Consider the following 22,047-nt stretch of genomic DNA (forward strand, 5'->3'; position numbering starts at 1 on the left):
ATGAAGGCTCGCGGGCACGTTGTACGGCTCCGCGGATTGTCGTCAGTTGACGGCAACGATCGGCAACCTGAAGCGTACCGGCCTTCATCATCCGAAACCGACTCCACGACGCTGCGCGCCCGCGCCGTCTGAGCAAACGAGCCGACCGCTTCCGGTTGCAGGATGGCGAGCGCCGCTGTCGATGCGGGACGGGCTGGATCAGCCCTGCGACGTGACTGTCGCCAGGACTTTTTGAAGATGCTCGAGCGGAACCGGCTTGGTGAGATGGAAGTCGAAGCCGGCTTCCGACGCCAGATCCTTGTCGCGGCTCTGGCCCCATCCGGTCTGCGCGATGATGGTGGTTTTCTCGAACTCCGGGTCGTTGCGCAGCGCCCGGCAAACCTCGTAGCCGTCCATGCCGGGGAGCCCGATATCCAAAAGGATCACATCCGGTCGATAATGCCGGGCGGCGTCGAGCGCCTGGCGGCCGTCATGCACAGCCTCGAACTGGTGCCCGATATCTTCAAGCAGCATGCCGAGCGTGTCGGCGATGATCGGATTGTCCTCGACGACGAGTACTCTGAGGCTGTGTCTCAATAAACCTGTCGGTGTTGCCGTTTCGGCTGTCTCTGCCAGTCGCGGCGAGGCGATGACCGGCAGCCGAATGGTGAACGTGCTGCCTCGACCCTGGCCGGCGCTGTAGGCCGTGACGGTGCCGCCGTGAAGCTCGATCAGCTGCTTCACCAGCGCAAGGCCGATGCCGAGCCCTCCCTGTGCCTTCTGCAGGTGATCGTCGATCTGCGTAAACAGGTGGAAGACCTTCGACTGCATGTCGGGCGGGATCCCGAAGCCGTTGTCTGAAACCGCAATGACGGCTGTCTCGCCCTGTAGGTTGACGGCGAGGTTTATCCTGCCCTTTGGCGGCGTGTACTTTGCAGCATTGTTCAGGAGATTGGAGATCGCCTGTGACAGGCGCACCTGATCGCCGTCGACATAGAGCTGGTCGTCGGCGACGTCGACGGTGAGGGAATGCCCCGCCGAATCGATGGACGGGCGGCTGGCTTCGACCGCCGACCGGATGACATCGGCCAGCATGATCGGCTCCTTGCGCAGCTCGATCTTGCCCTGACTGACGCGCGACACGTCGAGCAGGTCATCGATCAGCCGCACGAGATGCACGAGTTGGCGGTCCATCATCTCGCGGATGTCGGAAGCGTTTTCGCCGTCGGGGCTGCGGCGCAGGATGTCGAGACCGTTGCGCAGAGGGGCCAGCGGGTTGCGAAGCTCGTGGGCGAGGGTTGCCAGGAATTCGTCCTTGCGACGATCGGCGTCCTTCAAGGCTTCGGCCTGCAGCTGCAGTTCGTCGCGCTGTGCGGCAATCTGCTGTCGCTGGCGGTAGAGTTCGAAGAACACGTCAGCTTTGCTGCGCAGGATATCCGCCTCGATCGGCTTCTGGATGAAGTCGACGGCACCCGCTTCGTACCCCTGGAACCGCCGCTTGCTGTCGGTGCTACCGGCGGTGACGAAAATGATCGGTACCCGGCGTGTCCGCTCGTTGCCGCGCAGCAGCTCGGCGAGTTCGAAGCCGTTGAGGCCCGGCATCTGCACGTCGATGAGCGCCAGCGCCACGTCGTGCTCGAGCAGCAGTTCCAAAGCCTGATCGCCGGAGCGGGCTTTCAGCAGCTTCAGATCGTCGCGGCGCAGCAGCGCCTCGAGCGACAGCAGATTTTCCTCAAGGTCGTCGACCAATAGAAACGTGACTGGGCTCATGATCATACGATGCTCCGTAGATGGTCAGCGATCGCATCGAGCGACATGACTCTGGCGCCCGGACACGCTTTGATGGCTGCCTCCGGCATGGCTGACGCGAACGCCTCCTCCGGATCCTGAACAATGACATTGCCGCCAGCCGCGGCGACTGCTTTCGAACCTTGCGAGCCATCCTGGTTGGCTCCGGTCAGGATGATCGCCGTAAGCGCCGTCCCGAATATGTCTGCCGCGCTCTCGAACAACACGTCGATAGAGGGGCGAGAGAAGAGGACAGGCTCCTCGTTCGTCAGTGCCAGTGTCATATCCGCCTCGACCAGAAGATGATAGTCCGGGGGTGCAAAATAGGCCGTTCCCGGCTTGATCGGCTCTTTGTCTTCCGCTTCGACGGCGCTGATCCGGCTTTTCTTGCCGAACAGGTCGGCGAGCACGCTTCGCTTGTCCGGCGGCACATGCACGACGATCATCAGCGGATGCGGAAAGTCGGCGGGAAGCCGCGGCAGGATGACCGACAGCGCGTCCAGGGCGCCGGCGGACGCGCCGATGACGATGGCGCTCGTGCGCGGACCCGTCATTTGCCGATCCTCTGATAGATCTTCTCCTCGCGGACGAACTCGTTGAATGCGCCGGCATGGTCGGAAAACCGCAGGCTCTCCTTGGCGCCGAGGCCGAGGAACCCCTTCCGGGACAGGGAGTCCTTGAACAGGCCGATGGCACGATCCTGCAGGGGCCGATCGAAGTAGATCATCACATTGCGGCACGAGACGAGATGCATCTCGCCGAAGACGGCGTCCGTCACCAGGCTGTGGTCGGAAAATACCACCCGTTCCCTCAGCGAACGGTCGAACGTCGCCCGGTCATACCCCGTCGAGTAATAGTCGGACAGCGAGGACTTGCCGCCCGACTTCCGGTGGTTCTCGGTGAACAGCTGCAGCCGGTCGAGACCGTAGACGCCGGCCTCGGCGGTGCGCAGGGCATCCTGATTGATGTCGGTCGCATAGAAGATGGTCCGTTCTTCCAGCCCTTCCTCGCGGAACAGGATGACGAACGAGTAGAGCTCTTCGCCGCCGCTGCAGCCGGCAATCCAGATCTTCAGCGACGGATAGGTCTTCAGATGTGGCACGACCGTCTCGCGGATGGCGCGAAAATAGCTGGGATCCCGGAACATCTCGCTCACCTGCACGGTCAGGTAGCCGAGCAGGCGCGGCAGCATGGTCTCGTCGTGCAGCACCCGTTCCTGGAGCGCCGAGATGGTCGGGAAGCCCAGGTGCTCGCGTGCCTGCCGAAGACGGCGTTTCACCGACGCCATCGCATAGTTGCGGAAGTCGTAGTGGTAACGGACATACAGAGCCTCGAGCAGAAGCCGGATCTCGATGTCCTCGATCTTTTCGAATGTTTCGGTCACCGCGGCATCCAGACTCGAACCAGAGAAAGCAACTTTTCGACGTCGAGAGGCTTGGCCATGTAGTCGTTGGCACCGGCTTCGATACAGCGTCTTTGGTCGTCGGGCATCGCCTTCGCCGTCAGCGTGATGATCGGCAGTTTGCGCCACTCGGGCTTCTTGCGGATCTCACGCGTAGCGGTCAGGCCGTCCATCACCGGCATCATCACGTCCATCAGCACCAGATCGATGGCCGCATCCGGCTCGCCCTGCGACTTGGCAAGCTTGTCGAGCGCCTCCTGGCCGTTGCGGGCGATCTCGATGATCGCGCCGCGCGGCTCGAGGATGTTGGTGAGAGCGTAGACGTTTCGCACATCGTCCTCGACGATGAGGATCTTGCGGCCCTCGAGCAGAGCATCCCGGTTGCGCGCCTTGCGGATCATCTTCTGCTGTTCGGCCGGCAGTTCGGAAACCACCTGGTGGAGGAACAGGGTCACTTCGTCGAGAAGCCGCTCGGGCGACTTGGCGCCCTTGATGATGATCGACTTGGAATAGCGGCGCAGCCGCTGCTCCTCATCGGCGGATAGTACCCGTCCGGTATAGACGATCACCGGCGGGAAGGAATGGCTGTTGTCCTGGCTGATCGTCTCGAGCAGCGAGTATCCCGAGGCGTCCGGAAGCGACAGGTCGAGCACCATGCAGTCGAACGTCTGCTCCTTCAGAAGCGTCAGGCACTCGGCGGCGGTTCCGGCGCTGACGGTCTGGACGTCGTGCGAGGTCAGAAGCTTGGCCACCGCTTCGCGCTGCACCTCGTTGTCCTCGACGATAAGGACGCGGTGGACTCCCTGCATCAGCTTTGCCTCGAGCCGCTGCAGCACCTCGACGAGTTGCTCGCGCTGCACCGGCTTCAGCATGTAGCCCACAGCGCCGAGCGACAGTGCCGTTTCGGTGTAGTCGTCGGCCGAGACGATGTGGATCGGGATGTGCCGCGTGCGCACGTCGCGCTTCAGCCGGTCGAGAACCGACAGGCCGGACTGGTCTGGAAGACCGACGTCGAGCACCAGCGCGCTCGGCATGAACTGCTGGGCGAGTTCCAGTGCCTCCTGGGCGGTTCCTGCCACCAGCGTGCGGAAACCCATTTCCCGCGCCACGTCGCGCAGGATCGCGGCGAAGGTATCATCGTCCTCCACCACCAGCAGGATTCGCTTGTCGTCCGAGGCGGCCGCGCGATCGTCCTCGACGATGCGGTGACGATCGGCGCGACGCGGCTGCTTGTCTTCCGCGGCCGGTGCTGCTGCAGCAACGGTCGGGGCACTTGCGCTGAGGATGTCGCGGGATTCGACCTTCGACGGATCATAGGCCTCGGGAAGGATGACGGTGAACGTGCTTCCCTGGCCGTGCCGGCTTTCGACCCCGATCGAGCCGCCAAGCAGCCGGACCAGTTCCCGCGAGATCGACAGGCCGAGACCGGTGCCGCCATAGCGGCGGCTGATCGTGCCGTCGGCCTGATGGAAGGCCTCGAAGATCTTGCGCTGCTGTTCTTCGGCGATGCCGATCCCGGTGTCGGAAACGGCAAAGGCGATACGGCCATCCGCGGCCCGGCCAAGCGACAGGGTCACCTTGCCGCGTTCGGTAAACTTGAAGGCGTTCGACAGCAGGTTCTTCAACACCTGCTCCAGGCGCTGGGGATCGGTCTCGATGATCGGCTGCAGGTCCGGCGCGCTCGTCACCTCGAACGACAGCGACTTGTTCTGCGCGATCGGTTCGAACAGCTGACGCAGGCCGTTCGTCATCCGCTCGATCGAAACCGGTTCGGGGCGGATGTCGACATGGCCGGCCTCGATCTTCGAGAGGTCGAGAATGTCGTTGATGAGGTTCAGCAGATCGTTGCCGGACGACTGGATCGTCAGCGCGTATTTCACCTGTTCCGGCGTCAGGTTGTCGTCCGGATTGTCGGCAAGAAGCTTTGCCAGGATCAGCGACGAATTGAGCGGCGTGCGCAGTTCGTGCGACATGTTGGCAAGGAAGTCCGACTTGTAGCGGCTTGCCTGTTCCAGCTCGCGCGCCTTCAGCTGTACTGACGAGTTGACGCGCTCCAGATCGTCGCGCTGCGCCTCCAGCTGTTGCGCCTGCTCTTCCAGCTGCGAGTTGGTCTGTTCCAGCTCGACCTGCTGCTGCTCCAGTCGTGCCTGGGATTCCTTCAGGGCACGACCCTGCTCCTCCAGTTCCTCGTTGGAGACGCGCAGTTCTTCGCCCTGCACCTGCAGTTCCTCGGATTGCCGCTGCGTCTCCTCCAGAAGGTTCTGGAGATCGCTGCGGTACTTTGCCGAGCGGATGGCGGTGGCAATCGACGCAGACGCCTGCTCGAGCAGGCTGAGGATGCTTTCGTCGACCGGCTGCAGGAAGCCGAGTTCGATGACGGAGTTGACGCCTTCGTCGACGATCCCCGGCGAGATGACCAGGTGCCTCGGCTTGTCGCGGCCGAGCGACGAGCCGAACGTCAGATAGCCGTCCGGAACGTCGTTGATGAGAACGGTGCGCGCTTCGGCCACGGCCTGCGCGAGAAGCCCTTCCTTCGGCCCGAAGCGGGCGGGAATGGCAGCGCTGTCAGGCACGCCATAGGCGGCGGCGCGGCTGAAATCGTCCAGTTCCTTGACGTAGATCGCGCCCGCGACTGCACCGGCATAGCGGGACAGGAACTGCAGGATGCTCTCACCCAGCTGTTCGGTTCGCTGGTCGCCCATCAACGCCGCGCTCAGCCCGACCTGTCCCGACTGCAGCCAATCCTCGCGCCGACGGCTGATCGTCGCCTGACGCATCAGGAAGCCTATGGCGAGCGTCAGCGACACACCGAGCAAGGCGGCAAGAACGCTGCTGACGAAGGCGGTCTTGTAGGCGCCGTCCATTTCGAGCAGCCGCTGGGCGCGCAGCTTGGCTTCTTCCTGGCGCATCGCGTTCAGCTGCGTGCGGATCGCGTCCATCTCCGCCTTGCCGCGATCCGAGTTGACGACCGCCAGCGCTGCCTCGACGCCTTGCGTGCGCCGAAGCACGATCGTCTCGTTGAGTTCGGCGAGCTTTCCTTCGACATGGGTCTTCAGCAGGGCGATCCGCTCCTGCTGCGAAGGATTGTCCTGGGTGAGCTGGGCAATCTTCTCCAGCTGCCTGGGGATCGCCATCCGTGCCGCCTCGAACGGGTCGAGGTAGCGCTCGCTGTTGGTCAGCAGGAACCCCCGTTGCCCGGTTTCGGCATCCTGGGCGCTCGAGATCAGCCCGTCGAGCGCGACGATCACCTCGTGCGAATGAATGACGCGGCTATTGTTGGTGCGCAGCGTATCGAGGTTGAAATAGGCGATAGCGCCACTCAGCAGGAAAAATGCCGTGGCGCCCAGGAGGCCAAACAGGACGGCCGGGTCGAGGCCGATTGTACGCCGGCTGGGTGCCGGTGCTATGCGCTTGTTCATAAGGATCCCGATGGAAGAGGGAAGCAGGATGGATGACGACGACGGTATCAGGTTGACTTGAGCCTCAGTATTGCGACTGGGGATGGAACCTTCGACATCATTCCCGGTTCTGCATCTTGCAGGCCGTAGATACGCTGTTGCCGGCGCCCTTCCAACGCGTGGAATCTAGGGTAGTGAAGCCAGGCTTCAAGCGCCTGACGAGCCTATTGTGTCGGGGCGATGCGAGGGGACGTTGCCGGCGTTTCTGACACGCGGTGGGCGCCGTTATGAGGGTATCGGCGTCACACTTCAGGGTGCACTTCAGCTCGGCTGCAGAAGATAGCGGCGAACGCACAGGGCATGCCACTTGCATACCCGAATGCCCCGCCGTTCACCGAGCCATCGACCTAACCCTGACGTGCCGACCGTCAGTATTTCTTCTTGCGAAAGGTCTTGTTGCCACGAGGGCCGCTGAGCACCGGTGTTCGATCACGATTCTCGGATACGAGGTTGCGCCACCGTTCAAGCCGGTCGGCGGCAAGACTACCCGTTTTGACGGCGGCCTGAACCGCGCAGCCGGGCTCATGCGCATGGGTGCAGTCGCGAAAGCGGCAGAGCGGTGCCAGCTCGGTTATGTCAGCAAACAGCGTGTCGATCCCGTCCGTGACGTCGCTGACATAGAGCGTCCGGATCCCGGGCGTATCGATCACCCAACCACCGCCCGGAATGGCGTGCAGCGACCGCGCAGTCGTCGTGTGGCGACCCTGCGCGTCATGTTCACGGATAGTCCCGGTCTTCTGCTCCGAACCAGCTGCAGCTCCAGTCAGAGTGTTGACCAACGTCGACTTCCCAACCCCGGAGGATCCCACAAGCGCGATCGTCTGTCCGACGCCGCACCACGACCGCAAGGATGTGATCGCATCGGCGGATTGCCCGTTGAGCGCAACAACTGGCAGATCGCGTTGCAATGCCTCCGCCTGGGCCTGGAATGAGCCGACATCTTCAGCGGTGTCAGCCTTGGTCAGCACGATAACTGGCGTGCAGCCGGCCTCATTGGCCATGATCAGGTAACGTTCCAGCCGCTCGACGTTGAAATCGGCATTGCACGACGTCACAATCAACAGGGTGTCGATATTGGCAGCCATAAGCTGCTGCCCACGTCCGACTTCAGGGCGTCGCCGGAACACGGTCTTCCGTTCGAGCCGGCTGACAAGCATATCCGACTGTGAATCGGCAAGTACCCAGTCACCGACCGCGAAATCACCCGTGTTGGCGTCTGATGCGAGCTGCAGCTCGATCGGCCCCGCAACGCCGATCGTGTCGATGCGCGCACGGTGAACCGACGCAATGCGCATCGGAATCAGGTCCGCTTGGCTCTGCTTTATCTGATCTGCGAAAAAATCGGACCAACCCAGCAGTTCCAAAGGGGAGTGAGGACGGACGTTCGTCAAATTCGCGCTCGCATTGGCTTACAGACTTTGATCATGATGCCCGAAGACGCCGGACTAGCTGCGCTTCGGAAGCGAGTTTGCGTAAGCAGCAGCCTCGCCTGAATAGGGGAACTGTTCGCCAATCTGACGTACGCCATCGTAGACCTGGAAAGCGGGCCCGTCGATTTCGACGATCTTGTACCCGTTCACATATTCAAACTTCGGCGATTTCCAACCCAAGACGCTCTCCAGTGTCGATCGATGGTTCCGGAACTCTGAAGATGATGTCGACCGTCATGCCCAGCAGTCTGCTTTATCAGGTACTCCCGCAAAAGACGAATGAATCAGACCGCTTTCAGCTCAGGATCTTCCTGGAGTCGAAGGTGATCGAGATGGCCTGCCAAGGCGGGCGTGGACGCACCTATCTGGAGACCGGAACCTGGAGGTGCTGGACGCAGCTTCAAAGTGACGTGCAGCCTACGACTTGTTAAGACCTGCCTGCTGAAGTGCGCGGATGACGAAACGTCCTCGCAAGCCCAGCCGCCCGCTGCTTACCGACGATGCACCGGTCCAGAGCCGCCGGATCCGTCGGCGCGATCCGCGTCAGCCTGAGCTGGCCTTCGATCCGATGCCCGATCGCATCGAACCGTGCCTGGCCAAACTTGTCAGCCAGCCTCCTGCCGGCGACGATTGGTCCTACGAGATCAAGTGGGATGGTTATCGCCTTGCCATCCACTTCGAGACGAACAGGATCCGTATCCTGACGCGCGGCGGGCATGACTGGACCCACCGGTTCCCATCGATCGTCGCAGCCGCGCAAGAAATGCTGCCGCTCTCGGCCATCCTCGACGGCGAAGCGGTTGTTCTGGACAATCAGGGACGATCGGACTTCGGCATGCTGCAGAACTCGCTGGGTGGCCGCGGCGGCAAGAAGCCGGCGGGGGCTGCGATCCTTTATGCCTTCGACCTGCTCTATCTCGACGGTCACGATCTGACCGGAGTGGAATGCAGTTCGCGTCGAAAGCTGCTCGAGGGGATGCTGACCGACGATGAGGGCGCGATCCGCTTTTCTCATGAGATCGAAGCGGACCCGGAGACCTTTCTGAAGGCAGCCTGCCAGCACGGTCTTGAAGGCATCATCGCCAAGCATCGCGACCGACCCTACCGGTCGGGCCGCACGGGCGATTGGTTGAAGATCAAGTGCGTCGAGAGCGACGCCTTCGTGGTCGTCGGCTACGAACCATCAACGACCGACAGGGGAGCCGTCGGTAGTCTTGTGCTGGCGGCTCTGCGTGGCTCGGACTATGTGCATGTCGGAAGCGTCGGCACCGGCTTCACACGGGCTGTTGCGCGCGAGCTCAAGCAGACGCTGGACCTGCTGAAGACCAGGACACCGGCGATCCGGCTGCCGGGAAAGCAGTTGGTGCTGACCAGCCCGACGCTGATTGCCGAGATCGAGTATCGCGGCTGGACGAATGACGGCAGTCTGCGCCACGCGTCCTACAAGGGGTTGCGCGACAGGCAGGACAATGCCGACATCTACCGCCTCGCATAAGAGCTCCGGCCTCTAAAGGAAGGCTTCCTTCCGATCGGTCAGACTGCAAGCGAAGAGCCGATCACCGGCTCAAGCGTGGCTGCGCAGCTGACGATCATGAACGGCCCTGCCGTCTGCATCCACGACACTGACCGTCACGGCAGCCTTGTTCGCCTCGTCCAGCACGCGGCAACGTAGACTGTGCCTGATGGTCTCAGTGATCAGCACCAAAACCAAGGGTTACACAACCCTAGGCAGCAGAAAAAGACGCCGTTTTCGGGGTCGCGAGGGCTGAGCAGCGCCGTTATTTAGCGGGAGATGTGCTGCGGTGTGACATCCAAGGCGTTCGGAGCATCCAGGAACAATGGCTCTGTACGAGGGTTGTAGTTCGCCTCCAACCAAAGGACATCAATATGTTTATGCGAGTCGACCAGTTGCAGGCTTCCCTGCCGGCTCCCAAACGTGCAGACCCAAATGCCGCAGCCGCGCTGCAGGAGCTCCTCGGCGGCAAGTATGGTGAGATGTCGACGCTTGGAAACTACATGTTTCAAAGCTTCAACTTCCGATCGAAGGAGAAACTGAAGCCTTTCTACAGCCTCGTCGCGAGCATCACCGCCGAGGAACTCGGCCACGTGGAGCTTGTCAGCAATGGTGTCGCCATGCTCAACAACGGCCCAGACAAGCCGAAGGGCGATACGGGTGACGGCGGCGATATTTCCGGAGCGCCGTTCGAGGACATGAAGGACATACGCCTGGCTGCAGCCTTCCTGTCGGGCGGCGGCGGTGCCATGCCGGTCAACAGCAACGGCATCTCCTGGAACAACGACTTCATCACCACGACCGGCAACGTCGTGATCGATCTCCTGCACAATTTCCATCTGGAATGCGGGGCGCGGCTGCATAAGCTGCGCGTCTACGAAACCCTGACCGATCCGACCGGCCGCGAAGTCTGCGGCTATCTTCTGGTGCGCGGCTCGGTTCACGCCCATGCCTATGCGTTGGCTCTCAAGAAGATCACCGGCGTCGAGATCGAAAAATTTCTGCCGACGCCGAACATCCCGCTGAGCAAGATCCCGGAGTGCCAGAAATATCTCGACGAAGGATCGCACCGCCGCCTCTACACTTTCAGCCCGAACGACTACAAGGAGATGTCGGGCATCTGGGGCAATGGCGAAGTCGCTCTTCCGAATGATCCGCCGGGCGAGCTTGAAGTTGTTGACGGAATGCCCGAAGGCGGAAAAATCCATCAGCTCGTCGGCGTCCCCTCGGCCTTCACACCCGACTACGCGCCGGAAGAGATGTTCGAGATCGCCCAGAAGCTCTACAAGAAGTCGAGATAACTCGACCCGAAGCAAGCAACGGAACGAGGCCCCGCAACGCACCGGGGCCTCACATCACGACACCCTGCGCCCCACGGCAAATCGAGGCGCCATAGTGTGGCGCTTGTGCCGCGCTTGTTTGGCCGGCGAATGGTCCTATATCGATGATATCGGCATTGCTGATGAACGTTGAAAATACTCGATGTTCGCAAGTGCCGCCGTCGCTTCACCGTCGATCACCTAGGTGATCCGACCAGTTGAAGACGGCGATGATTGAGGTCGGTGCGGCAACGCCCGGCCTTTTCTCATCTCTGCCACGATGAAAGCACACCATGAAAAAGACAGATGCGACCCAGCAGATCAAGCGGGCCGAGCGGCAGGTTGCCAACACGAGCGGCGGCGGCCATCTCGGCGGGACAAACCACGGCCAAGGTTACGACGCTAAGACCACCGGCGCACACAGCCAGGGCAGCAAGGCAAAACCCTCTTCCAAAAGATAGTTGCTTAACGCCTTGATCCCTGCCCGTCTCCTTGGATGCGGGCAGGGGGGCTTGCAGAAGGCGGCTTGGCCTCCGGCATCAGGGATCGAAAGCCCGCCTGTTCTTGAAGGCCTTCATAAGCGGATCGAGGTCATGCGACGACGGCCCAAATCTGCTGAAGAGTTCGGCCGCTTTGGCGAGCGGCAGATCATAGGCAGCCTGGAAAGTTTCGACCGTATAGTTGACTGTTTCTTGCGTGGGCTTCTGCTTGGTCTGGGTCATAGAAAAAGCCTCCTTGCGACGCGCAAAGAATGCTTTAGTGCGAATTAAGTTCCTGCAGCGCTGCCCGCGCTGATCTCTGGCAATCGCAGAGTGTCAGGGGCGTAATCGGGTGGAGCCGGTAGGTGACAGCCGCATCCAGTCTGGTGTTGATCAAGGGCAGCCTCATTGAACTGCGTCGTGACCAGTGCTCGACATCCGGCACGGGCCGGACGGAGCGATACGTAGCCGCCTCGCGGGCCTTGAGCCGGCAATCATCCGCACATCACCGTCATCCGTACGCATGATGATGTCCGCACCGCTAACCTGCCTTCGACATGGTCAAAGCAGTCGATAATCACTCCGAGTGAAACATGCCGGTGGCATTCGCCACTTCGGAGCGCATCGCATCCAGTGAACCGCGCAGAACCCGGAATTCCGCGCTGAGCGCGGGAGCCGCATCCTGCTCCTCCCAATAGAGAAGCGTATTGTGCCACCCGGTCGTCGTCTCGATCAGGCCGCGAACGCGCTGCATCGTTCGCTCATCCGGCTTGGCCGCTGCCCGCTCTGCATTCTGGGCAAGCTCCACCAGGTCGTTTGCCTCGACGCCCCAGGTCGGCAGGGCCGCGCGAAGCTTGATGATCTGGGCGTTGATGTCGTCTATCTGAGTTTTTTCCATTAAATTGATATGGCGCGTGGCGGCCCACCTTCGATGCCCGGTAAAAACTAAAGGTTGACTTTGCGTGGGGTAGTCTCTATTTACGGTTTATCGATATTTTGCTTGCTGAGCTTTGGTTACCGCGCGGTTTCGTCCGTGCCTTGAACGAACCTTCCTTTCAAAAACATCGCTGTCACCATCCGCGCCGCTTCCGCTGCGCGGTCGATCAACAATGCTTTGAGAGGGTTCATCATCATGACCACCGGCACAGTAAAATGGTTCAATTCCACCAAGGGCTTCGGCTTCATTCAGCCTGACGACGGCGGCGCCGACGCCTTCGTTCACATCTCGGCCGTCGAGCGCGCTGGAATGCGCGAAATCGTCGAAGGCCAGAAGCTCGGCTACGAACTTGAGCGCGACAACAAGTCGGGCAAGATGTCCGCCTGCAACCTGCAGGCTGCCTGATCCTAACTGGTTCCGTCCTTGACCATGGATGTACCGGCACTGACGGAACACGTTATTCAGCTACGAGGCCGGGCAAATTGCCTGGCCTTTTTTGATGCTCCGCACGCGAACGGATCGGAATTCACATGACGCAAACACAGTCCAAATCTCGGCAGAAGGCCGAGCTTGCCCTCGCATTGACACAGACGCAGTTCTTCGCCCGCGGTCACGCCGTCGAAGAGATGGACTCGATCGTCCAGGCACGGGATGCAAAGACGATGCGACTGCGCGAAGAGCGTCTGACGAGAGAAGCCAAGGCGATCGCGACGGCTTCCGCCGGCCTGATCGCGAAGCGAGCTCGAAAAGCCTAAGCAAGGAAAATCCAGTGCCCGATCATCCAGGGATGGCTGAGTGGAATCTCACCCAGTTGCGCCGCGCCATAAAGGCCGCCGGCGTGTCTCTTTGGACGTGGAACGTCGATACGGACGCGTTCCGGATGGACCAGCGCGGTTACGAGCTCTGGGACATCACCACCGAAGGCGTTCTCTCCTTCGAAGACCTTTCGGACAAGATCCACCCCGCTGACCGGGACCGGGTGCGTGCGGCCTTTGCAGCGACGCGCGCCGTCGTCGGGCCCTACGAAATCGATTTTCGGATCTTGAGCGACCTAGATGTCCGATGGGTGTCGGCCCGCGGCCAGGGAAGTGACGAGGATATCATTGCAAGCCTGATGACCGGCATCTTCCTCGATGTCACGGGCCGCAAGCAGGCTGAAGAGGGACACGAGCTCCTGGCAGGCGAGATGAGCCACCGGGTGAAGAACCTGCTCGCCATTGCGTCGGGGCTGACGCAGATGACCTCCCGCTCATCGAGTTCGATTGCGGACATGACCTCGCAACTGACGGAGCGGCTGACCGCGCTTGGCCGTGCCCACGACCTTGTTCGACCTTTGCCCGGAGGCCAGGGAACCGCCGCTCTGCTCGGCGACCTGATCACCATCCTTCTCGCTCCCTATGACGAAACTGCTGCCTATTCGGGACGCGTCCGGGTCGCTGTGCCGAGAATGGGCGTCGGTGAGGCCGCAGCAACCGGGCTCGCGCTGGTTATCCACGAGCTCGCCACCAATTCCCTCAAGTATGGTGCATTGTCATCCGCAGCCGGCACCTTGAACGTCTCCGGGACCGTCGACGAGAACCATGTCACTCTTTCATGGATCGAGCAGGGTGGCCCGAGTGTCGTCCCGCCGACAGGGCCAGGTGGCTATGGCAGCAAGCTCCTGGAGCGCACCATGGCGGGACATCTGGGCGGCTCGATCGCCTATGACTGGACGCCGGCGGGCGCGCTGGTGAGCCTCAAGATCGACGCTCGTCGACTGGCCGTCTGATCCTGCTGAAGATGTGACCTTCCGGCCTGCGGTGCTGGTCTCCTCGATCGAGGATCGCTGCGGTGGCACTGGTGGTCGAAACGCGACCCGCGCGGTTCTGCGCTTACTCGTCGCCGCGATAGTTCAACAGAACGTTGCTGGTCCTGATCAGGTCGCGAAGTCGGTCGCGCTCGATCTCGATCTTCTCCATTGTCGTCCGGGTTCTTGCCGTCTGCTGTCGAAGTTCCGCGCGCAGGGATCGAGCATGCTGGATCGCGGCAGCAAGGTGCGTGCGGGTGTCGGCCAACTCGTCATCCATGCGCACCGTCCTTGGTTCACCAGCGGAGTGGAAAGTCTACAGGTTCTGCAACTTCGGCCGGACCCGGAAGTTGCAGGCTCGGTCCGGTACCCCCCTTCGAGCCCATCCGTGCTGTCCCGCCAAATCTCGGGGCGTAGGGACGGATGAGGTTTGGATGATTGGACGAGATCTGACGCCTGCTGGGAAGCGGGCACTGCATGCTTGGCAGCTGAGGGGTTCTCTTGGACGGCCCCGCCGGCTCCGACGCCGCTAGGCAGTTTTTCGGTAGCCTCCTCCCGTAGGCGTCACGACCTTTACCGCTTCGCCGGCGTGGATAAAGGTCTGATCGCAACCACGAAGTTCCTCTAGACTGCCATCGAGACGGCGCACGGTGGTGAGACCGAGTTCGCCTTCACCGCCGCCGTCCAGTCCGTGCGGCCGGATCGTCCGGTGCGAGGAGAGGATGGCGCAGTCCATGCCTTCGAGGAAGCGGATCGTCCTCGTCGTGCCGTCTCCGGCCGAGAACATGCCCTTGCCGCCGGAATCCCTGCGGATGTGGAAATCCTCGAGCAGCACCGGATAACGCGTTTCCAGGATCTCCGGATCGGTGAGGCGCGAATTGGTCATGTGGACGTGGACCGCATCGGTTCCGGCAAAGCCTGTGCCGTCGTTGAACTGACCTGCCGGCGAACCCGAGCACAGGGTTTCGTAATACTGGTAGGTCGCGTTGCCGAAGGTGAGGTTGTTCATCGTGCCCTGGCTTGCGGCGATCGCACCCAAGGCGCCGAAAAGCGCATTGGTGACATGCTGTGAGGTCTCGACATTGCCGGCGACGACGGCGGCCGGGTACTGAGGCTTCAGCATCGAACCCTCCGGCACGATGATACGGATCGGCTTCAGGCAGCCGGCGTTCATCGGGATGGAGCTTTCGACCATGACCCGGAAGACATAGAGAACCGCCGCGCGGGTCACCGGTTCGGGGGCGTTGAAGTTGTTCTTCTGCTGAGCCGAAGTGCCGGTGAAATCGACGGTCGCCTCACGCTTTTGCTTGTCGACCGTGATCTTCACCTGGATCGTGCTGCCCTGGTCGGTCACATAGGCGAATTCGGCATCGTTGAGCTTTTCAAGCACGCGACGAACGCTTTCTTCCGCATTGTCCTGCACATGGCCCATATAGGCCTGAACGACATCGAGGCCGAACTGGCCGATCATCTTGCGCATCTCGTGCACGCCCTTTTCGTTGGCGGCGATCTGGGCGCGAAGGTCGGCGACATTCTGGGCAACGTTGCGGGCGGGGTAGGGGTGCTCGGAGAGCAGTCTGGTGATCCCCGCCTCGTCGAACCGTCCGCGATCGACCAGCAGCACATTGTCGAACAGCACGCCTTCCTCGTCGACGGTGGTCGCAAGCGGCGTCATCGAGCCGGGTGCCGTACCGCCGACATCGGCATGGTGGCCGCGCGAGGCGACGTAGAACAGGATTTTTTCGCCGGCCTCGTCGAAGACAGGGGTGACCACAGTGATGTCCGGCAGATGCGTGCCGCCATTATAGGGCGCGTTCAGAGCAAACACGTCACCGGGGCGGATCCTGCCCCTGTTCTGGGCGATGATGCTCTCCACAGACCGGTCCATCGAGCCGAGATGCACCGGCATATGCGGAGCATTGGCAACCAGCGCGCCGCTCTCGTCGAAGACCGCACAGGAGAAGTCCAACCGCTCCTTGATGTTGACCGAGGAGGCGGTGTTCTGCAGCGTCACGCCCATCTGCTCGGCGATCGACATGAACAGGTTGTTGAAGACCTCGAGGAGGACCGGATCGGCCTGCGTGCCGACTGCCATGGCGCGGGAGAGTGCGGTGACACGCTTCAGCACGACATGGTTCAGCCTGGTGATCTCGAAGGCCCAGCCATCTTCCACGACGATAGTCTGGTGCGGCTCGACGATCAGGCAGGGGCCGTTGGCGCGCGCGCCCGGCGCGATGTCGGCGCGGCGGTAGATGGGTGCTTGGCGCCATGCGCCGCTCGAGAAAAACCTGGTCTCTTCGTCGGATTTCGGTGCTGCAGTCTCCAGCGGGAACTCGGGTTCGGAGGAATCCGCGCCGCCGCCGATGGCTTCAACCTCGTAGGCTTCAAAGATGATCTCGCGGTTGTCGAAGATGAAACCGAACTGCTTGCGGTGTGCCGTCTCAAACGCGGCGGTCATCTCTTTCGCATCGGTCACGGTTACGGACAAAGTCGTGTCTGTCCCCTGATAGCGTAGATGAGCCCGGTGAGCGATGTCGGTATCGTTCGCGGCCACGCCCTGGCTCTTCATTTCCGCAAGCACGCTGGCGGTCAACTCGTCGCGCACCGGGGAAAGCGCCGCGAGCGCGCTTTCGAGCGCCTCCGAGACCGTGCGCTGGCGGGTGGCGCGGATGTCGGCCAGACCCATCCCATAGGCCGACAGGATGCCGGAAAACGGGTGGATCAGCACCGTCGAGATGCCAAGCGCGTCGGCGGTCAGGCAGGCATGCTGCCCGCCGGCGCCACCGAAGCATGTCAGCGCATAGTGGGTGACGTCGTAACCGCGCTGGACGCTGATCTTCTTCACCGCATTGGCCATGTTCTCGACCGCGATGGCCAGAAATCCGTCGGCTACCTGTTCGGGCGTGCGACCGTCGCCCACCACTTTTGCCATCTCTTCGAAGGCTGTCCGCACCGCATCCGCATCGAGCGGCTGGTCGCCGTTCGGACCGAAGATCTTCGGGAAGAGCGCGGGCGAAAGCTTGCCGAGCATGACATTCGCATCGGTAACGGTCAGCGGACCGCCGCGACGATAGGCTTTCGGACCGGGATTGGCGCCAGCCGAGTCAGGGCCAACGCAGAAACGGCCGTTCTCGAAATGCAGGATCGAGCCGCCGCCCGCCGCAACCGTGTGGATCGACATCATCGGTGCGCGCATGCGAACGCCCGCGACCTCGGTCTCGAACGAGCGCTCGAGTTCGCCGTCGTAGTGGGAGACGTCCGTCGACGTGCCGCCCATGTCGAAACCGACCATCTTCTCGAAACCGGCAAGCCGCGACGTTTCGACGGCACCGACAACGCCGCCCGCCGGGCCGGACAGGATGGCGTCCTTGCCCTGGAACAGCCGCGCGGCGGTGAGGCCACCGGAAGACTGCATGAACATCAGCTGCGGGGCGTCCTCTCCGGCGTCATTGGCGTCGGCGCCGAGTTCGCTTGCAACCTGCTCGACATATCGGCGCAAAATCGGCGACAGATAGGCGTCGACCACGGTTGTATCGCCGCGGCCGACCAGCTTGATCAGCGGCGAAACCTCGTGGCTGACGGAGATCTGGGTGAAGCCGATCTCGCGCGCCAGCCGGGCGACAAGCTGTTCGTGCGCCGGGTAGCGGTAGGCATGCATGAAGACGATCGCCAGAGCACGGATGCCGTCGTCGAACTGCGCCTGCAGGTCGGCGCGAACGGCTGCTTCCCGTGGCTCCGCCTCGACCGTACCGTCGGCGCGGACACGCTCTTCCACTTCGACGACGGCCGAATACAGCAGTTCCGGCTTGATGATCTTCTTGGCAAAGATGTCGGCGCGCGCCTGGTAACCGATCGCCAGCGCGTCGCGAAAACCCCTGGTCGTCACCAGCAGCGTCTTTTCGCCCTTGCGTTCCAGAAGTGCGTTCGTCGCAACCGTGGTGCCCATCTTCACCGCGCCGATCAGGCTCGATGCGATGGGCTGACCAACCGGAACTTCGAGTAGCTCGCGGATCCCCTGCACGGCGGCATCGCGATAGGCTTCCGGGTTTTCCGACAGAACCTTGCGGGCGACGAGCGTGCCATCCGGCTTGCGGCCGACGATGTCCGTGAACGTGCCGCCGCGGTCGATCCAGAAGTCCCACTTGCCGTCGCTTGACCCGGTTGCACTGCCAGACATCCGCCATCCCTTTCTGCTCAAGGTGTCAACGAAAACAGTTCGTCGACAAAACGTCAATGATTGATTGACGGAAAATGCCTACTGCTGCATCATGCCTATCGAACGGGCAACAACGGCCGCAAGAGCCGGACCCGCAACGGCAACCGAGGGGAAGCCACATGAGCGATTTCCGCATGTTCGAGCGGAGGGCAAGCCATGTCCACCGCTGATCCGCACCATAGCGTCTTCCCCGATGGGCTCCGCAGGGGGCTGGACGCGCTGTATCTCGGCGCCGGCTATCTCGGTGGCGTGTTCCTCGTCGCCATCTTCGTCATCATGCTGTCTCTTTCCGCCGGACGGCCGCTCGGCCTCGACATCCCGGCAGGCGATGATTTTACCGCCTGGTGCATGGCCGCATGCGCCTTCCTGGCGCTCGCTCATACGTTTCGTTCAGCCGAGCTGATCCGCATGGGCCTGGTGATCGACCGGATCACCGGCAAGCCGAGGCAGGTCATCGAGATCGTTTGCACGCTTATCGGCACCGTGGCGGTGCTCTATTTCGCCTGGTTTGCCGTCGACATGACCTGGACCTCTTGGGTGTTCAACGACGTCTCGCAGGGCGTGATCGCCGTTCCCTTGTGGATACCGCAGGTCGGCATGTCGCTCGGCCTCGTCATTCTCGCCATCGCCTTCGTCGATGAACTGCTGCACGTGACCTTCGGCGGCAGCCCGCGATACGAAAAGCCGCCTGCGACCACCGACGAGGAAATCATCGAACGCGTCATGGAAAGCGGGGTGTAACCATGGATGCCAGCCACCTCGTGGAGATCTCGGGTCTCATTCTCGCCGCCATGCTCCTGCTGCTCATCGGCGGCGTCTGGATCGGCCTGACGCTTTTGATCTGCGGCTTCCTCGCCATGCAGTTTGCCCCCGCCGGGATTCAGCTCGGCGCGGCACTTGCCACCAATGCCTGGAGTGGTTCAGCCTCCTGGAGCCTGGCCGCCCTGCCGCTGTTCATCTGGATGGGCGAGATCCTCTACCGGACGAGGCTGTCGGACGAAATGTTCCGCGGCCTCTCGCCCTGGCTGAACTGGGTGCCGGGTCGGCTTGTGCATGTTAACGTCCTCGGCTGCGGCCTGTTCGGCGCGGTCTCGGGATCGTCTGCCGCAACCACGGCCATGGTCGCCAAGATCACCCTGCCGGAGCTCAAGAAGCGCGGCTATAACGAAAAGATCAGCCTCGGCTCGCTGGCCGGCGCCGGTACGCTCGGCTTTCTCGTGCCGCCGTCCATCCCGATGATCGTCTATGCCGTCGCGGCCAATGTCTCGATCATCCAGATGTTCATGGCGGGCCTCATCCCCGCGGTGATCGTCATGGGCCTCTATATGGGCGCCATCATCGTCTGGCATCTTGCCAATCCTGACCAGAGCCCGCCGCCGGAACCGCGCATGTCGCTGCGGGAAAAGCTCAGGCAGACGCTGAACCTCATTCCACTTGCGCTGTTGATCCTCACCGTCTTCGGTGCGCTCATGCTCGGTTGGGCGACGGCCACCGAATGCGCCGCCTGGGGCGTGCTTGGCGCGCTGGTCATCGCGCTCTGCCAGAAGGCGCTGACCTGGAAAAGCTTTATCGACAGCGTCATGGGCGCGACCCGCATGACGTCGATGATCATGCTGATCCTCACCGGCGCCGGCTATATGTCGATTGCCATGGGATATACCGGCATTCCCAATGCGCTGGCCGCCTGGGTCGATAGTTTCCAGCTCAGCCCCTTCGCGCTGATCGCCGTGTTGACCCTGATGTATGTCCTGCTCGGCTGCGCGATCGACGGTCTGTCGATGATCGTTCTGACGACGGTCGTCGTGCTGCCGATGGTTCAGCAGGCGGGTTTCGATCTCGTCTGGTTCGGCATCTTCCTGGTGCTGATGGTCGAAATGGCCCAGATTACGCCGCCGGTCGGGTTCAATCTCTTCGTTCTCCAGACGATGAGCGGACGCGACAGCCTGACGGTAGCAAGAGCCGCACTGCCGTTCTTCTTCCTGCTTTTGGCGACGGTCGCCATCCTCACGATTTTCCCGGAAATCGTGCTGGTCCTGCCACGAATGGTTTACCCGGGATAACGACGTGAAAAGGGGAATAAAAATATGACCATGCATTTCAAAACCATCGCGCGCCTCGGCCTGAGTGCCGTAGCCATTGTCGCCGGCGCCGGTGCCGCGCTTGCACAGACCGCCTGGGTCCTGCCGTCCGCCTATCCGCCGGCAAACTACCATGTCGAGAACCTCAACCAGTTCGCCAAGGACGTCGATGCGGCGACCAAGGGCGAGCTGAAGATCACCGTTCATCCCAATGCCTCGCTGTTCAAGGCACCGGAAATCAAGCGCGCCGTCCAGACCGGCCAGGCGCAGGCGGGTGAGGTGCTGCTGTCGCTGCACGAGAACGAGAACCCCATCTTCGGCCTCGACGTCGTACCCTTCCTGGCAACGAGCTTCGAGCAGTCGAAGAAGCTGTGGGAAGCATCGAAGCCGGCTATCGAGCAGGCGCTCGACAAGCAGGGCCTGAAGCTTCTCTACACAACGCCGTGGCCGCCGCAGGGCGTCTATACCAAGAAGGACGTCAACAGCGTTGCCGATCTCAAGGGTCTCAAGTGGCGCGCCTACAATGTCGGCACCTCGCGCATCGCCGAACTCGTCGGTGCCCAGCCTGTCACCGTGCAGGCGGCCGAACTGCCCCAGGCGCTGGCGACAGGCGTCGTCGATGGCCTGATGACCTCCAGCGCCACCGGCGTGGATTCGAAGATCTGGGAATCGCTCACTCATTACTACGACACCCAGGCCTGGATCCCGAAGAACGTCATCTTCGTCAACAAGGTGGCCTTCGCAGCGCTTGATCCGGCCGTCCAGAAGGCCGTGACTGATTCCGCCGCGGCAGCGGAAACGCGCGGCTGGGCGCTCGCTGTCGAAAAGACCGCCTCCTACATGGAGACGCTGAAGAAGAACGGCATGCAGGTGCTGGAGCCAAGCGCCGAGCTGAAGACCGGTCTGTCGGACGTCGGCGCCAAGCTGACGGATGACTGGTCGAAGAAGGCCGGCGCCGACGGCAAGGCTATCCTCGACGCCTACAAGAAGATGTGAGCCGAGAGCGCCGCGGCTTTTGTCCGCGGCGCTCCGTTCCCGGAGGATATCATGTCACAAGAAGACAAAGGCCTCGGTCCGATCGTCTCGTCGGAGCATCTGGCGAGCGGCGCGCTTCCTGCCCTCTCGGAGATAGAGTTCGGCCTCGTGATGCTGAACCACGCCTTCAGTCGCTGGATGGTCCGCTGCATGGCAGCGGCCGGCGTTCCGGACCTGTCACCGGTCGATATCCTCGTCCTGCACAACATCAATAGCCGCAACAAGGCAAAGACGCTTGCCGACATCACGCTCGTGCTCAACATCGAGGATACCCATGTCGTGACCTATGCTCTGAAGAAGCTGGAGCGGCTGAAGCTGATCAAGTCCGGCCGACGCGGCAAGGAAAAGCTGGTGATGGTGACCGAGGCCGGCGCCGAGGCGTGCGTGCGGTACAAATCGACGCGTGAAAGCCTGTTGGTCAAATCGGTCCTGGCAACCGAGGTCTCGATCGACAGCTTGTCGGAAGTGGCAGCAAGGCTGCGGGCGCTCTCCGGCCACTATGACCAGGCTGCCCGCGCTGCAGCTTCGCTGTAAGGAACACCCTCCCGTTAGCGCCTGGGCGGAAGGGCCGCTGCAGTCCACCGAGGCAAGCCCTTGCAGCTGCCGGGTTGTCTCCGGCACGCGTTG

At 62.0% G+C, this 22,047-nt stretch carries 19 protein-coding genes; 10 read left to right on the plus strand and 9 right to left on the minus strand.

Features of this window, described 5'->3' with window-relative positions:
* Positions 1-198: 198 nt before the first annotated feature.
* From ACR65N_RS16375 to rsgA, 5 genes are all read right to left on the minus strand, one after another.
* Positions 199-1,755: a response regulator gene (locus ACR65N_RS16375; RefSeq protein WP_440457883.1), complete on the minus strand. Its 1,557-nt coding sequence runs from the start codon at positions 1,753-1,755 to the stop codon at positions 199-201.
* Positions 1,752-2,321: a chemotaxis protein CheB gene (locus ACR65N_RS16380; protein ID WP_440457884.1), complete on the minus strand. Its 570-nt coding sequence runs from the start codon at positions 2,319-2,321 to the stop codon at positions 1,752-1,754. Before ACR65N_RS16380 ends, ACR65N_RS16375 begins: the two co-directional genes overlap by 4 nt.
* Positions 2,318-3,151, minus strand: a complete 834-nt coding sequence (locus ACR65N_RS16385; RefSeq protein WP_440457885.1) for a CheR family methyltransferase — start codon at positions 3,149-3,151, stop codon at positions 2,318-2,320. Before ACR65N_RS16385 ends, ACR65N_RS16380 begins: the two co-directional genes overlap by 4 nt.
* Positions 3,148-6,588: a response regulator gene (locus tag ACR65N_RS16390; protein WP_440457886.1), complete on the minus strand. Its 3,441-nt coding sequence runs from the start codon at positions 6,586-6,588 to the stop codon at positions 3,148-3,150. Before ACR65N_RS16390 ends, ACR65N_RS16385 begins: the two co-directional genes overlap by 4 nt.
* A gap of 407 nt (positions 6,589-6,995) precedes the next feature.
* A complete protein-coding gene (gene rsgA / locus ACR65N_RS16395; protein ID WP_440457887.1) occupies positions 6,996-8,018 on the minus strand; it encodes a ribosome small subunit-dependent GTPase A in 1,023 nt (340 codons plus the stop codon).
* 493 nt (positions 8,019-8,511) lie between these two features.
* Between rsgA and ligD the strand changes: the two genes are divergently transcribed.
* The 3 genes from ligD (at position 8,512) to ACR65N_RS16410 (ending at position 11,350) form a co-directional block, all read left to right on the plus strand.
* Positions 8,512-9,552, plus strand: coding sequence for a non-homologous end-joining DNA ligase (ligD, locus tag ACR65N_RS16400; protein WP_440457888.1), 1,041 nt, complete (start codon positions 8,512-8,514; stop codon positions 9,550-9,552).
* Between the two features lie 392 nt (positions 9,553-9,944).
* Positions 9,945-10,871: a manganese catalase family protein gene (locus ACR65N_RS16405; protein WP_440457889.1), complete on the plus strand. Its 927-nt coding sequence runs from the start codon at positions 9,945-9,947 to the stop codon at positions 10,869-10,871.
* Between the two features lie 311 nt (positions 10,872-11,182).
* Positions 11,183-11,350 carry a hypothetical protein gene (locus tag ACR65N_RS16410; RefSeq protein WP_430306368.1) on the plus strand — a complete coding sequence of 56 codons (168 nt, stop codon included), beginning with the start codon at positions 11,183-11,185 and terminating at the stop codon, positions 11,348-11,350.
* 78 nt (positions 11,351-11,428) lie between these two features.
* Here the strand turns inward: ACR65N_RS16410 and ACR65N_RS16415 are convergent, their stop codons facing one another.
* Together ACR65N_RS16415 and ACR65N_RS16420 are read right to left on the minus strand one after the other, a co-directional pair.
* The gene (locus ACR65N_RS16415) at positions 11,429-11,611 is read right to left on the minus strand and encodes a hypothetical protein (RefSeq protein WP_430306367.1); all 183 of its coding nucleotides are present in this window, start codon (positions 11,609-11,611) and stop codon (positions 11,429-11,431) included.
* A 334-nt stretch (positions 11,612-11,945) separates the two neighbouring features.
* Positions 11,946-12,266: a hypothetical protein gene (locus tag ACR65N_RS16420; RefSeq protein ID WP_440457890.1), complete on the minus strand. Its 321-nt coding sequence runs from the start codon at positions 12,264-12,266 to the stop codon at positions 11,946-11,948.
* Positions 12,267-12,500: 234 nt separating this feature from the next.
* On the opposite strand from ACR65N_RS16420, the gene ACR65N_RS16425 reads away from it, so the two are divergent.
* The 3 genes from ACR65N_RS16425 to ACR65N_RS16435 all read left to right on the plus strand — a co-directional run bounded on the left by ACR65N_RS16425 (position 12,501) and on the right by ACR65N_RS16435 (position 14,073).
* Positions 12,501-12,710 (plus strand): cold-shock protein, encoded by a 210-nt coding sequence (locus tag ACR65N_RS16425; RefSeq protein ID WP_430306365.1) that lies wholly within the window; start codon positions 12,501-12,503, stop codon positions 12,708-12,710.
* A 125-nt stretch (positions 12,711-12,835) separates the two neighbouring features.
* Positions 12,836-13,060, plus strand: a complete 225-nt coding sequence (locus tag ACR65N_RS16430) for a hypothetical protein (RefSeq protein ID WP_440457891.1) — start codon at positions 12,836-12,838, stop codon at positions 13,058-13,060.
* A gap of 32 nt (positions 13,061-13,092) precedes the next feature.
* The gene (locus tag ACR65N_RS16435; RefSeq protein ID WP_440458122.1) at positions 13,093-14,073 is read left to right on the plus strand and encodes a sensor histidine kinase; all 981 of its coding nucleotides are present in this window, start codon (positions 13,093-13,095) and stop codon (positions 14,071-14,073) included.
* 103 nt (positions 14,074-14,176) lie between these two features.
* Here the strand turns inward: ACR65N_RS16435 and ACR65N_RS16440 are convergent, their stop codons facing one another.
* Positions 14,177-14,359, minus strand: coding sequence for a hypothetical protein (locus tag ACR65N_RS16440; RefSeq protein WP_440457892.1), 183 nt, complete (start codon positions 14,357-14,359; stop codon positions 14,177-14,179).
* Between the two features lie 261 nt (positions 14,360-14,620).
* Positions 14,621-18,268 carry a hydantoinase B/oxoprolinase family protein gene (locus ACR65N_RS16445; RefSeq protein ID WP_440457893.1) on the minus strand — a complete coding sequence of 1,216 codons (3,648 nt, stop codon included), beginning with the start codon at positions 18,266-18,268 and terminating at the stop codon, positions 14,621-14,623.
* A gap of 195 nt (positions 18,269-18,463) precedes the next feature.
* Between ACR65N_RS16445 and ACR65N_RS16450 the strand changes: the two genes are divergently transcribed.
* The 4 genes from ACR65N_RS16450 to ACR65N_RS16465 are packed head-to-tail and all read left to right on the plus strand — an operon-like array spanning position 18,464 to position 21,954.
* Positions 18,464-19,048, plus strand: coding sequence for a TRAP transporter small permease (locus tag ACR65N_RS16450; protein ID WP_440457894.1), 585 nt, complete (start codon positions 18,464-18,466; stop codon positions 19,046-19,048).
* 2 nt (positions 19,049-19,050) lie between these two features.
* The gene (locus ACR65N_RS16455; RefSeq protein ID WP_430306360.1) at positions 19,051-20,367 is read left to right on the plus strand and encodes a TRAP transporter large permease; all 1,317 of its coding nucleotides are present in this window, start codon (positions 19,051-19,053) and stop codon (positions 20,365-20,367) included.
* Positions 20,368-20,391: 24 nt separating this feature from the next.
* Positions 20,392-21,381 (plus strand): TRAP transporter substrate-binding protein, encoded by a 990-nt coding sequence (locus ACR65N_RS16460; RefSeq protein WP_440457895.1) that lies wholly within the window; start codon positions 20,392-20,394, stop codon positions 21,379-21,381.
* A gap of 51 nt (positions 21,382-21,432) precedes the next feature.
* Entirely contained in the window at positions 21,433-21,954 is a 522-nt protein-coding gene (locus ACR65N_RS16465; protein ID WP_440457896.1) for a winged helix DNA-binding protein, read from the plus strand.
* Positions 21,955-22,047: the final 93 nt, after the last annotated feature.

The sequence above is a fragment of the Rhizobium sp. SAFR-030 genome (assembly GCF_059415005.1).